Source organism: Paenibacillus taichungensis (genome assembly GCF_003287275.1).
Lineage (GTDB): Bacteria > Bacillota > Bacilli > Paenibacillales > Paenibacillaceae > Paenibacillus > Paenibacillus taichungensis_A.
This window is the reverse complement of sequence record NZ_QEVW01000015.1, coordinates 56,232-68,590: the sequence shown is the minus strand read 5'-3', so window position 1 is coordinate 68,590 and position 12,359 is coordinate 56,232. Positions and strand designations below refer to the sequence as shown.

The following is a 12,359-nucleotide window of genomic DNA, read 5'->3' as shown; positions in this document are numbered from 1 at the left end:
AGGGAGTAAGAAGATGACCACGAGCAAAATGCTGCATATCGGCATGATCGGTACAGGCTCCATCTCGGATCTTCATATGAGGTGTTATGCCAAGAACGAGAATGCCGTCATTTACGCCATCTGTGACCTGAACGAACAGCGTGCAGCCGCGGCGGCTGAGAAGTATGATGCACAATCGGTGTACACCGATTACCGGGAGATGTTGAAGGACCCGCATGTGGATGCCGTTAGTATCTGTACGTGGAATAATACGCATGCCGAATTTGCCATCGCTGCCCTGGAGGCAGGTAAACATGTGCTGCTGGAAAAACCGGTAGCAACCAATGTGGAGGATGCGCTGCGAATTGAAGAGGCTGTGAAGAAAAGCGGATGTACTTTTGTCGTGGGATTTGTGCGTCGGTATGATAACAATATGCAGATGATGCGCAGTTTCATTGATGCGGGTGAGTTTGGTGAATTGTACTATGCCAAAGCTTCTATCCTGCGTCGCTTGGGAAATCCCGGAGGATGGTTTGCGGACAAAAACCGTTCTGGCGGTGGCCCGATCATTGATCTTGGCGTACATATTATCGACCAATGCTGGTATCTGATGGGCAAACCGAAACCTGTTTCGGTGAGTGGCAATACGTATCGAAAATTGGGCAATCGTGCCCACATCGAGCATCTTTCTTTTTACAAAGCCGCAGATTACAGTTCTGCTGTCAACAATGTGGAGGATATGGCGAATGCGCTGATTCGCTTCGAGAACGGGGCTTCTTTGGCGGTAGAGGTAAGCTTTACCCTGCATGCACGTGGGGAAGAATCTTCAGTCAGATTGTACGGTGAGCGTGGTGGAATTGAGCTGGAGCCGGAAACGCTAATTGTCACCGAGAAACACAATACGATTTTGAACATTGAACCTCAGACAGACTATAAAGGTCTCGATATTCACGGTGCCTTCCAGAATCAGATTGATCACTTTGTTGATTGTTGTCTGAATGGTACCGAACCCATCAGTCCCATTGCGGATGGTGTGGCTTCGACAAGAATGCTGTGCGGAATTTACGAGTCAGCCGAAAAAGGTCAGGAGATTCGTCTGGACTGATGTAGGTTTAAATCTAACGTAATATTAAAGGGTGTTGTTTCTCCATCTTATCATTGGAGAGACAACACCCTTTGGTTGATTCATTGATCGTGATCAGATAAAACGGATATATGTTTACTTTTCAAACCCTTCCAATACGATTTTGCCAATCGCAGTGCCCGATTTGCTCTTTCGGTAGGCTTCCAGCAAGTTAGCTGCATTAATTGGTTCAATCCGCTCTGCCATCGTTGTATGAATCTTGCCGGCATCCACCAGATCTGCGATTTCATTAAGTAGATGATGTTGTTCAATCATATCATCTGTCTGGAACATCGGACGGGTGAACATCATTTCCCAAACGAGTGTTACACTTTTTGAGAATAACTTTTGAAGTTCGGCTGGTTTCTCAAAAGGCAGAATGGAACAAATTTTTCCTTGCGGCAAAATAACTTCTGCCATCTCATCCATATGCTCATCTATATGATTTAGCACGAAAATATATTGTACACCAGCGAGTCCGAGATCTTTAAGTTGTGGTCCAAATGGATGGCGATGGTTGATCACATGGTCTGCTCCGTTTGATTTTACCCAAGAGACTGATTCGGGACGAGAGGCAGTTGCTATAACTTTAAGTCCAGAGAGCTTGGCTAATTGAGTAGCGATCGATCCGACGCCTCCCGCTGCCCCGATAATAAGCATACTGTTGCCTTCGTTATCCGATGCATTCCTTGAAATGCCCAAGCGATCAAAAAAGGCTTCTCCTGCCGTAAGGCTTGTTAGAGGTAAAGCTGCCGCTTGGGCGAAATCCAGATTTTTCGGCTTTCTGCCGACAATTCGTTCATCCACTAAATGAAACTCACTGTGTCCGCCTGGGCGCATATTGCTCCCCGCATAATACACTTCGTCACCAACGTTGAACAAATTGCAATCGGAACCGATGTCTACTACTACTCCAGCTACATCACGACCAGGTACGGTCAGGGATAAATCGTCCGGATGTTTGGAAATATGCGATCTCCAATCCGTCGGATTGACAGACACCGCCTTCACCTCAACGAGTAAATCCTTTCCTGTAGGTTTTGGTTTCTCAACTTCTACCTCCTGAAATGGTGGTATATCGGTCTCTAGCCCAGGCTCGTAATATCCGAACGCTTTCATCATGATTGGATTTCCCATCGCTATAGTTATCCTCCTCGCAGAAATAAGTTTATATATAAAATATATAGTATAATATCAAAAATAAACAGTAGTATCATTTTTGGTTTATAGTATCAATAATGATACTAATGGAGTTTGATTTGTAAAAAAATAAAGACTCCCGTTACTCCTGAAACAAACCATTGGTCTGAATTCATCGGAGAGGAAGTCTTTGTGATAAGAGTTCATTTATTTAGCGGTGAGTTCTCATACCCCGGATCATCATAATCCGTATCTTGCAGCCGTGAAAGTACGTTCATGCTCTCAATCGCCTGGCGGGTATCCGTGGTGCCATGGTCGTAAAGAAACGTGTACAGCAACGTCATACCATCTGAGAATTGTTCTGTGGCCTCGTCATGATCAGCCGATTTGTAGGGTACCGGAGCTCGCTGCAATGTATAGGCATCTTCATCCTCCAGCACTTTCATCAGGTCTTTCAGCCGATTTAGCTGTTCATCGTCCACCATGACTTCAAACGGTGTTGATTCGTTCTTGGTCTGTTCAATGAGATTATGGGTTACCGATACATAGTAATGCTTTTTGCCGTCCTGCATAATCCAACCTCCATTCTAAAATGGAAAAAAGACGCTTCTACTGTTAATAAACAGCAGGAAGCGTCCTGAAACGAATGGCAATCGTTTATCTTCCGAACCGCCCGGTCACGGGAACCTTACGGGTGCTGGCCTCCATGGTGCCTGAACATAGCGGGCAGGGTGGAGGACCAGAGGTCGCCTTTTTGGATGACTTGGCAGAAGCACTATCCGGTTTCTGGCGCAGCCATGCTTTGCAGGTGGAAGAACTGCACTTCCAGATCGCTACGGTCTCTGTACGTTCTGCACCCGAAGAATGGGACCCCGAACTGCTGGAGGACGAAGTGGTCTGACTTATACCCGTGGTGCTGAACGCCGTGTGATTGCGAATCACCCCGCTGCCGCGCCGCTCACCGAGACGATCTTCGTCTCGTTCATCGAGTACTTCAAAATCACGCCGATCACTTTGACGGATTGCGCTGCGCTGATCTGCACCACGCTGAACTGGACTCACTGCATCCCGTCCCTGCGGCCGCGAACCTGAACGGGCGTATGCTACATTTCCATTTCTACTTTCATTGCCGTTAGCTTTACCATTCGTGTTCCCGTTACCCTTCCAGTTGCTGCTACCGCTGCCATATGACGCGTGATTGCCAGTCGGGCCATCCTCGCGTATTTTGCGTTTGTCCGGTACCTCCATGCCGAAGGCCTCCAGCAGAAAGCGGGAAACGTCCGCCGGTTTTCCGTGATGACTGGCGGGAGAAGTGACGTATAAATACTGTTTGGCCCGCGTGATTGCGACATAGGCGAGTCTTCGCTCTTCTTCCAGTGCCATGTCGAGTTCGGCATCAGTCTGCTGCACCGTAAGAGCAGCCTTCTGGTCTTCAGGGATATCCTGCCGCAGTGCCGTGCTGTGAGGCACGATTCCTTCGCTGGCCCCGATCCAGTATACACATGGGAATTCAAGTCCCTTGGCCCTGTGAATCGTCATTAGTTGGACTGCATCGCTGTCCTGTGAACGGCGCAGTGATTCCATCTCGCGGTGTCTGCGGGATAGTTCATCGGCGAATTGGATGAACTCTTCAACGGTCTCGAATTTTTTGGCCGCAGCTTCAAATTCGTCCAGTGTCTCCAGCATCGTTTCCTTATAATGGGTAAAGATGCTGGGATCACCGCTTTCCATATACTTGTCGTAAAACTGGCGGCGCATCTCCTGGATCGCGATCACCGGTTTCAGCTTTGTCAGTGATTTGATCAGCTTGATGCGTTCCTTGACCTGCTCCTGTTGAAAAGGCTTTAGCTTGTCCCATTTGGCGAGATGAATGAGCGGATATTTCTTCGCTTGCTGCTCTTCACTGCGTTGAATCCACTCCAGTCCTGCATCGCGGGAAACATAGAGAGGCCCAAGTGCACTCGGCAGAGCATCTACAGCACGTGGATTCAGGGACAAGCGCATATGATCCATCAGCGGTCGAATCAGTGACTGGTCGTAGAAGACCGGAGAAGCGCCGTGTTGTACAAACGGCACATCTTTCAACACAAGCTGCTCAAATATTGCCCGACTGCTGCTGGCAGTCCGGTGCAGTATCGCGATATCCCGATACGTATGCAGACCTTCCTCGACTTGCTGACACAACTGGTTAACAACCCAAGCTGCTTCTTCCTCGGCATTGGAGGGGGTTGCGAACCGGGGTGCATCTCCACGATGTCCGGCTGCGCGCAGCCGCTTGTCACGTCTTCGCTTGTTCCTGGCGACCAATTCACTGCCCAGTCCCAGGATACGCGCATCGCTGCGGTAGTTGATATCCAGCGTCACGATGCGTGCACCGGGGTAAACTTTATCGAATTCCAAAATGGATTCCTGCCGTGCCCCATTAAACGTATAGATCGTCTGGTCATCGTCTCCCACAACCATCAGGTTGCGATGGGCGGCAGCCAGTTTTTGTACAATTTCATATTGCAGACTGTTGGTATCCTGGAACTCATCGACCATGATGTACTGAAAACGCTGCTGAAGCGGCCCCAGTACAGCAGGATCACGAAGCAGAGCGGCAGCTCGCAGCAAAATATCATCAAAATCCATTTTGTTGCGATCCCGTTTCCAGGCTTCATAACCAAGGAGAACACGTTTGGCATCCCGTTCCTCCTGTGATTTCTCGGGAAGATCGCTCGTCTCTGAGCCTTGCATTTTCCAAGCGGACAGCATAGCCAGCAGACTCTCAGGCTGAAAAGCCTCACTCATGCCACTCTGACGCAGAAGCATCTTAAGCACCGTATGCTGCGCACGGGACTCACCAAAAATTTCCTCCTGCACGCCGTAATGACGCAGCAGCGTCAGCGCAAACGAGTGGAATGTACGGGCCTGCACCGCTCGTGCGGCTGCGGGACGAATACCAGGCAGCGATGCAATGCGGTCCTTCATCTCCGTGGCAGCTTTGTTCGTGAACGTCACCAGCAGGATGCTTCCCGCGTGAGCACCACTAACCTCCATCAGGTAGCCGGCTCGTGCAGCCAGTACGGTTGTTTTGCCGCAGCCAGCTCCTGCGAGAGTCAACAGGGGGCCTTTGCCATGGCGGACCGCTGAGATCTGGGGTCCGTTCAGACGGATGCCCACCTCTTCCAGAGCGCGAAAATAAGGTGCATCCCGTTCATCGCTGGCAACGAGTTGCCTACTGGTCTCCAGCGGAGCTGAAGGGGACTGGGGCAGGGATGCTGCCGGGGTAACCCCAAGCGGACGGGGGTAAAACGTTGAGTTCGGACTTAACATCATTCATCCACCTCTATATGCATTCAGGGATAGGACTATCCCGGCTTAAAAGTAATTCATTTGCCCTTTTCACAATCGCATTGTAAATTGGTATGATAGGGATAACCGCCCAATTAGGCGGATCAGCAGGGCCAAAGCTTCATTATACCCGAACGTATGGTCCTGACGAAAGCCCCCGAATTCATCCAGCATCGGCAGAAAACGGGCATTCACGCGAGATTTCGCAACTTTTTGGCATGATATCGTATAAGTTATATACTATAAAAAAATCAAATGAAAATGAGTTTTGGAACAAATGGGTGTTGAATCAAAAGATTCAACTTCTGACGGGACAGAGGAGGAGAAGTCATGAAACTGCTTCAACGGATTAAGAACGGAGCAAACAAAGCAACAGAGCGTGCCCAGCACGCCGTTGAAATCGGAAAAATAAATAATCAGATTGTGGGCTTGCAGCAGGAACAGGAAGTCCATTTTACAGATATGGGTCGTATCTTCTATGAAGGTTATCGCGCACAGGACATGACGCGTGCCGAAAAAGAGATGGTGGATCTATCGGGGCTGTGCGATGAATTGCAGGATGAGATCGATGGACTGCGCAACAAGATTGCACAACTCAAAAATGAGCGCTTATGCGAGTGTGGTCACGTCGCTTCACTGGATGCCAACTTCTGTCCGAAATGCGGACGCAAGCTTGGTGAATTCAAACCCGCAGCAGCATCTGTAGGGGCGACAAACCCTGCGAGACAGGAAGCAGCCGTGGCCCAAAGCCCGGAGCGACCAATCTATGATGCGCCAGTTGAAGAGGAACTGGAGGAAGCTGAGCCGTATCACACAGTAATTCCGTCCATTGCGGACCTGGAGACCGAATCCGAGTATAACAGTACGGAGTTTACCCAAGAGGAGAAGGAAGCATTCGATGCCGAGTGGGAACGCCGTCGGGATGAAGAAATGCAACGGGAGCGTGAGCGCCAGCAGGAGCTGGATGAGCGCATTCGGTACTGGAAAGAAAATAATCCGATCGTGAACACAGTGGAGGTACAGACCGAAGTGCCGCGCGAAATGGTGAATTGTCAGATTTGTGCAGCAGAGCTGCCTAAGGGTTCGAAATGGTGCCCACGCTGCGGAGCAGAACAGATCTGATGCAGTAGATGCGCTGCCGTATCATTGTGTGGCAGCGCTGGTTGCTTACAGCATGGGGGGACGGGAATATGGACCAACTGCTGCATCATTTGCGTCATCTGGGGTTTACCGAGATGGAATCTAAAATTATGGTGGAACTCGCTCGTCAAGGCTCGGCCTCGGGATATGAGGTTGCAAAAAGGCTGGGTGTGTCCCGTTCCAATGTATATGCAACCCTGCAACGGCTTGAACAGCGGGGATTCCTGCGTTGCAGCGCAGGCGAGCCTGCGAAATACAGTGTCTTGAAGCCTGAGGAGATGACAAGCATGATCTCCGGTCAGATGCGTGCATCTCTTGAATATGTGCAGAGCAGCATGCCGCAGCATGAGCCGGAGAAGCCGGTCTTTTACAACATTGAAGGCGACAAAAATGTATTTGAGAATCTAAGCCGTGAACTGGCTGAGGCCAAACATGAGATTGTGGTGGACGTGTGGCGTGAGGAAGCGGAGTTGTTGCGTGCCGACTTGCAGCGTGCTGAAGACAGAGGCGTGCGCCTGTTATGGTCATGTGATGGTGGAGAGGGGATTTTGGATCAGCCCGCTCCTTGGCCTGGTTTGCCTTCATACGGAGCAGGTAATGGCCGAAAGTTCTCTTTAGTGGTAGATCGTCGTTGGTGCATGTTAGGGATGCGCGGGGAATCTTGCGCCACTCAAGCGATGGTAACAGAACATCCGGTCATGACCGGACTGCTGATGAATCATTTTGCTCAGGAATTGGTGTTGTATGAACTGGAGCAGGACATGGGGGAGGAACTGGAGTCACGGTACGGGCCTCGATACCAAAACCTCTCGGCACGTTATTGGTCAGTACCTTCAGAGTGAGTATGAACTCCAAAATACATGCTTAAAGGAAGCAGGCGTTGCCATGAGGCAGACGCCTCTTCATGTTAGTTAACAGAAGCAGTGATGTTCATCACAGCAAATGTTCCCTGTTGAGCTAATGTAATAGGGTATGAATTCATGCTATTTTTGAGAAAATGAAGCTATGAACGTAACTTTATCCTAGGCAAATTGGTTAGTTTTGGGCAAGTGAACTAACGCTTCAAGTACATCAATATAATATTCCGTACCGTGTGGCACGAACTCGGCTGCTCTAATCTCGCGCATGTGACGTGTTTGAACGGGAAGAGGAACAGAATTACTATTTGCCTGATCCGCTGGGTCGGACGCTGGCTGAGCGGCTTGCACACCTGCGGCTTGAATCACATGGATTTCGCCACGGAACAAGGCAATCAGGTCATCCAAAGGCACTTCGTAGAGGCTGTCGACTTCGCTTGCCTGCAAGGTATAGGCTTCGAGAGGCTGGTTCAAGCACAGTCCAAAAACAGAGCTGAATTCCCGATCGAAAAAATGTACACCACGAACCTGCCCTTCAAGTTGCTGTCTTGCCTTCAACAGGTAGGTCAGTGTTTCAAAAGGCGCTTGTACGCCGAGTTCTTCCTCGAGCTCACGACTGGCCTCATGCAACTGTTCGCCGGCTGTGAGGTGTCCTGCTGCGGTAATGTCGTAACATCCGGGGAAGGTATCCTTGATATCCCGTCTTCGCTGAAATAGAACCAACCGCTGTGAGCCTTCGTCTCGCACGATCCAGCAGTGGAATGAACAGTGCCAGAATCCCTTGGCATGGACCACGCTGCGCAGCTCTGTACCTATCCAATTTTGCTGATCGTCGTAAATGTCGAAACGTTCTGGGGTCATGATACGTATCTCCTTATATAGCAAGTTTTAAAGTTCAAAATTTCACAAAGTATGTTTTAAACGAAAGGGGAACCATCTTATGGAATGCATTGTACACTTTCAGGTCATTTATCCGCAACCTCAGGAACGTAAAAGTCTGAGAGGTCTTATATTTGTTGGACAGGGTCAGGAACCGGCGAATAGCCAGCTAACCACGATGTTTAAGGATATGGGATTCAACGTACGTTTGGAAGACGAGAGCCAATTGTTGTTCAAACCTGTGGATGCCTCGATGAATTTTGATTATATCCGAGTAACAGAGCTCGATACTGGGGAAGAGGTTTATAAGGAAGATCGGGATTTGAAGTCGATTTTGGAACACTTGTTGCCGCGTCGATTCTAGTTTGTAAGCATGGTGAGCGTAAGATAACAATGACAGTAGAGCAACATACCCTGCTTGTGAGATAAAGAAAGGCCCCACCTTTACGGTGAGACCTTTCATGTGGGAGCCGATTTGATTCCACCCGCCCCGTGCGGGATTGCAACAACACGGATGAAGAAGCATGACGGACAGATCGAGCAGGAGTTCTTTTACATAAACCTTTATATATTCACAATTATCCGCTACTGTTCTCTATACAGAGTTTGGGTACACTTTAAATTATGATGAACTTGAAGCATGGAATCGATTAAGCTGTTGCTCCGCTACCTTCTGCTTCCAGCTGTGAAGTACAGTGCGAACAGCGAGTAGCTGCAGCCGGAATTTCGGACAGACAGTATTTGCAAGCCTTGGTCGTTTTTTGCGGCTCGGGCTTTTTGTGTTCTTTGCTTTTGATGTAATTGATACCTTTCACCAACATGAAAATACAGAAAGCGACGATGAGAAAATCAATCATCACGTTGATAAACTGCCCATAGGCAATCACCGTAGCGCCAGCCTCATTGGCTTGAGCAAGAGTTGTGATCTCCTGTCCACTGGCTGTTTTCATATCCCGATCCAAATTAATGATCTTCTGACTGAAATCAATGCCTCCAAGCAGTTTACCTACCGGTGGCATGATAATATCATTCACGAGGGACGTGACAATTTTACCAAAAGCAGCCCCGATAATAACACCGACCGCCAGATCAATGACGTTGCCACGTACAGCAAATTCTTTAAATTCCTTTAGTACGCCTTTCATGTCTGCAAATCTCCTTTACCAAATATATTCATAATACAGGCGGCGTTTCCATCGATTCTCCGTTCGGACACGCGCTTCCGTTCTCATATTGTACATAAAAATACCGCAGCAATCATCCCTTTAATGCAAATTAAGACAAGTTTCCGCAACTTCCATGAAAATACTTCTTTATTTCACGCCGCCGATTCGGTATACTTCTAACATTATCAGTTCCGTCTACACTATTACATTCAGGTTCGCGATCATACATTGTAACGAATCATGGAGCTCTAAAAATTTAATATGCCGACTCGTATATGTGCAGGAATAGGCCTGCATGTTTCTACCCGATCACCGGAATGATCGGACTACGGGAAAGATCCTGCAACGTTGTTAAGGTATGGAGAGAGATGATTATCGGGCAGTGTGTCTGAAAAAGGATGTTCAGGTAGCTTCATATCCCTTCTTGAATAGGGAGTTTGAGGTTTGCTCTAGTTATCCTGTTATCATGCTTTTCCACTACATTATACTTGCAGTATCCATGCGGCTTGTCCACATATGTACAAGTCCGTCTTTTCCCGTCTCCGGTTCTTCCGCAGCGTGTAAAAAGGCGGGCTTTTTGTTTTTTTACTGAGGAGATCGAGGTCATGCAGGCTTCTGTACGGGATGGCGCACAGGGGGAAGAATTACGATGCAATTGTTAAAAGACAAGGTAATACAGGAAGGCATTGTCCTGTCCGAGCAGGTACTCAAAGTGGATTCATTCCTGAACCACCAGATGGACCCGGTTCTGATGAAGGAAGTCGGCAAGGAGTTCATCCGCCGTTTTGAAGGGGAGAACATCACGCGTGTACTGACGATTGAATCCTCAGGGATCGCACCAGGCATCATGACTGCGCTGGAACTCAACGTTCCGCTTATTTTTGCACGGAAGCAGAAGTCACTTACGCTCACGGAAGATATTTTGGTGGAGAAGGTGTACTCCTTTACCAAGCAGGAGACCAATGAAATTACAGTTGCGAAGAAGTTCATGCAGCCTGGTGACCGTGTACTGATTATTGATGACTTTCTAGCCAATGGCGAGGCGGCATTTGGTCTGGCCCGCATTGTAGAGCAGGTAGGCGCGGAAGTAGTGGGTATTGGCATCGTGATTGAAAAGGCGTTCCAACCAGGAGGCCGCTTGCTGAAAGAAGCAGGATACCGGGTGGAATCGCTGGTTCGCATCGGGGCGTTATCAGACGGAAAAGTTACGTTTGCGGACGAGGAGGTCACGATCTAATATGGCACGCGAACGTATTTTTCAGCGGCATCGGCATCCCATCAAAACGTTCTCGCTAGGTCTCCAGCACGTGCTGGCGATGTATGCAGGAGCTGTCGTTGTACCGATTATTGTCAGCAAGGCCCTTGGTTTTACAACGGAGCAGTTAACCTATCTGATCGCAATTGACCTGCTCGCCTGTGGTGTAGCAACATTGCTTCAGGTATGGGGCAATCGTTTCTTCGGAGTGGGGCTGCCCGTCATGCTCGGCTGTGCATTCCAGGCGGTATCACCGATGATTTTAATTGGGATGAAGAGCGGCGTGTCTGCTATTTATGGTGCGATTATTGCGTCAGGGATATTCGTTGTATTGTTCTCGGGCATTTTTGGCAAATTGATTCGGCTCTTTCCACCAGTCGTCACCGGATCAGTAGTAACCATTATTGGTCTGACCCTGATTCCGGTTGCGTTCAACGATCTCGGCGGCGGTCAGGGTGCAGAGGATTTTGGCAGTGGTGTTCATCTTCTGCTCGGCTTCGGCGTATTGGTGTTCATCATTCTGATGACACGCTTCACGACAGGATTCGTTCGTTCTATTTCTGTGCTGATCGGCCTTCTCGTGGGCACAGTGGCAGCAGGGCTTATGGGTGAAGTGAACTTTGCGCCCATTCGCGAAGCAAGCTGGTTCCATGTCGTGCAGCCGTTCTACTTTGGTACGCCGACGTTTGAGATTGTGCCGATTCTGACTATGATTCTGGTGGCGATTGTCAGCGTGGCTGAATCCACGGGTGTATTTATGGCTCTTGGCAAAATTTTGGATAAAGATCTGTCCTCCAAAGATCTGGCCCGTGGCTATCGTGCAGAAGGCTTGGCCATTGTGCTGGGTGGTATTTTCAACTCATTCCCTTACACGACCTATTCACAAAATGTGGGGCTTGTGCAGATGACTCGTGTCAAAACGCGCGATGTTATCGTTGTAGCGGGTGGACTGCTGGTGGTCATCGGCTTTGTACCGAAGATTGCTGCATTGGCACAGCTTGTTCCAGGTTCTGTTCTTGGCGGGGCCATGGTTGCTTTGTTCGGTATGGTGGTATCGTCTGGTATTCGTATTCTGGGCAGCCAGGTTGATCTGAACCGTCATGAGAACCTGTTCATCATCGCCTGCTCTGTAGGCATGGGGCTGGGTGTAACGGTTGTGCCTCAATTGTTCGCAGGTGCGCCGGACTGGGCACAGATTATGCTCGGTAATGGAATCATTGCAGGTAGTTTTACGGCCATTTTCATGAATTTGCTGTTTAATGGTCTGGGTACTCAAGCAACGGCTGACAAAATGGCTGAACGTCAAGCGGATGTGATCCTTGGAGATAACGGCAAGTCGGCGTAAAAAGTACTACATCGTCGTTGTTATTACCCGACACCTTCAACATGTATATTATGTTAACTTTAAATTCCTCATGGATTGAATAATAAATGTTGTGAATAAAAAAGTTAAACAGCCTGAACTATTCAGGGGATGAATCATCTAT

General features: G+C 48.9%; 11 protein-coding genes and 1 riboswitch. Of the genes, 6 read left to right on the top strand and 5 right to left on the bottom strand.

Annotated elements, in window-relative coordinates; translation table 11 throughout:
* Positions 1-13: 13 nt before the first annotated feature.
* Positions 14-1,084 (top strand): Gfo/Idh/MocA family protein, encoded by a 1,071-nt coding sequence (locus DC345_RS22660; RefSeq protein WP_113055056.1) that lies wholly within the window; start codon positions 14-16, stop codon positions 1,082-1,084.
* Positions 1,085-1,198: 114 nt separating this feature from the next.
* Here DC345_RS22660 and DC345_RS22655 read toward each other — a convergent pair whose 3' ends face one another.
* The 3 genes from DC345_RS22655 to DC345_RS22645 form a co-directional block, all read right to left on the bottom strand.
* The gene (locus tag DC345_RS22655; protein ID WP_397333721.1) at positions 1,199-2,239 is read right to left on the bottom strand and encodes a zinc-binding alcohol dehydrogenase family protein; all 1,041 of its coding nucleotides are present in this window, start codon (positions 2,237-2,239) and stop codon (positions 1,199-1,201) included.
* A 206-nt stretch (positions 2,240-2,445) separates the two neighbouring features.
* Positions 2,446-2,814, bottom strand: coding sequence for a hypothetical protein (locus DC345_RS22650; protein ID WP_113055055.1), 369 nt, complete (start codon positions 2,812-2,814; stop codon positions 2,446-2,448).
* A gap of 85 nt (positions 2,815-2,899) precedes the next feature.
* Complete coding sequence (locus DC345_RS22645) at positions 2,900-5,557, bottom strand: UvrD-helicase domain-containing protein (protein ID WP_113055054.1); 2,658 nt, start codon at positions 5,555-5,557, stop codon at positions 2,900-2,902.
* A gap of 348 nt (positions 5,558-5,905) precedes the next feature.
* On the opposite strand from DC345_RS22645, the gene DC345_RS22640 reads away from it, so the two are divergent.
* Positions 5,906-6,697 carry a zinc ribbon domain-containing protein gene (locus DC345_RS22640; RefSeq protein WP_113055053.1) on the top strand — a complete coding sequence of 264 codons (792 nt, stop codon included), beginning with the start codon at positions 5,906-5,908 and terminating at the stop codon, positions 6,695-6,697.
* 68 nt (positions 6,698-6,765) lie between these two features.
* A complete protein-coding gene (locus DC345_RS22635; protein ID WP_113055052.1) occupies positions 6,766-7,557 on the top strand; it encodes a TrmB family transcriptional regulator in 792 nt (263 codons plus the stop codon).
* A 180-nt stretch (positions 7,558-7,737) separates the two neighbouring features.
* Here the strand turns inward: DC345_RS22635 and DC345_RS22630 are convergent, their stop codons facing one another.
* Complete coding sequence (locus DC345_RS22630; RefSeq protein WP_113055051.1) at positions 7,738-8,433, bottom strand: NUDIX hydrolase; 696 nt, start codon at positions 8,431-8,433, stop codon at positions 7,738-7,740.
* Positions 8,434-8,512: 79 nt separating this feature from the next.
* On the opposite strand from DC345_RS22630, the gene DC345_RS22625 reads away from it, so the two are divergent.
* Positions 8,513-8,815: a hypothetical protein gene (locus DC345_RS22625; protein ID WP_076290555.1), complete on the top strand. Its 303-nt coding sequence runs from the start codon at positions 8,513-8,515 to the stop codon at positions 8,813-8,815.
* Positions 8,816-9,101: 286 nt separating this feature from the next.
* Here DC345_RS22625 and mscL read toward each other — a convergent pair whose 3' ends face one another.
* Positions 9,102-9,596: a large conductance mechanosensitive channel protein MscL gene (gene mscL / locus DC345_RS22620; protein WP_113055050.1), complete on the bottom strand. Its 495-nt coding sequence runs from the start codon at positions 9,594-9,596 to the stop codon at positions 9,102-9,104.
* Between the two features lie 270 nt (positions 9,597-9,866).
* Positions 9,867-9,966, top strand: a riboswitch (purine riboswitch).
* Positions 9,967-10,266: 300 nt separating this feature from the next.
* Here mscL and DC345_RS22615 point away from each other — a divergent pair.
* A complete protein-coding gene (locus DC345_RS22615; protein WP_063567892.1) occupies positions 10,267-10,854 on the top strand; it encodes a xanthine phosphoribosyltransferase in 588 nt (195 codons plus the stop codon).
* A 1-nt stretch (position 10,855) separates the two neighbouring features.
* A complete protein-coding gene (locus DC345_RS22610) occupies positions 10,856-12,217 on the top strand; it encodes a nucleobase:cation symporter-2 family protein (protein WP_113055049.1) in 1,362 nt (453 codons plus the stop codon).
* Positions 12,218-12,359: the final 142 nt, after the last annotated feature.

Bases quoted from the DNA above. Each gene is read 5' to 3' on its own strand.
- DC345_RS22610 (WP_113055049.1), top strand. From the start codon at position 10,856: ATGGCACGCGAACGTATTTTTCAGCGGCATCGGCATCCCATCAAAACG.
- DC345_RS22650 (WP_113055055.1), bottom strand. From the start codon at position 2,814: ATGCAGGACGGCAAAAAGCATTACTATGTATCGGTAACCCATAATCTC.
- DC345_RS22645 (WP_113055054.1), bottom strand. From the start codon at position 5,557: ATGTTAAGTCCGAACTCAACGTTTTACCCCCGTCCGCTTGGGGTTACC.
- mscL (WP_113055050.1), bottom strand. From the start codon at position 9,596: ATGAAAGGCGTACTAAAGGAATTTAAAGAATTTGCTGTACGTGGCAAC.
- DC345_RS22615 (WP_063567892.1), top strand. From the start codon at position 10,267: ATGCAATTGTTAAAAGACAAGGTAATACAGGAAGGCATTGTCCTGTCC.
- DC345_RS22640 (WP_113055053.1), top strand. From the start codon at position 5,906: ATGAAACTGCTTCAACGGATTAAGAACGGAGCAAACAAAGCAACAGAG.
- DC345_RS22655 (WP_397333721.1), bottom strand. From the start codon at position 2,239: ATGGGAAATCCAATCATGATGAAAGCGTTCGGATATTACGAGCCTGGG.
- DC345_RS22625 (WP_076290555.1), top strand. From the start codon at position 8,513: ATGGAATGCATTGTACACTTTCAGGTCATTTATCCGCAACCTCAGGAA.
- DC345_RS22630 (WP_113055051.1), bottom strand. From the start codon at position 8,433: ATGACCCCAGAACGTTTCGACATTTACGACGATCAGCAAAATTGGATA.
- DC345_RS22660 (WP_113055056.1), top strand. From the start codon at position 14: ATGACCACGAGCAAAATGCTGCATATCGGCATGATCGGTACAGGCTCC.
- DC345_RS22635 (WP_113055052.1), top strand. From the start codon at position 6,766: ATGGACCAACTGCTGCATCATTTGCGTCATCTGGGGTTTACCGAGATG.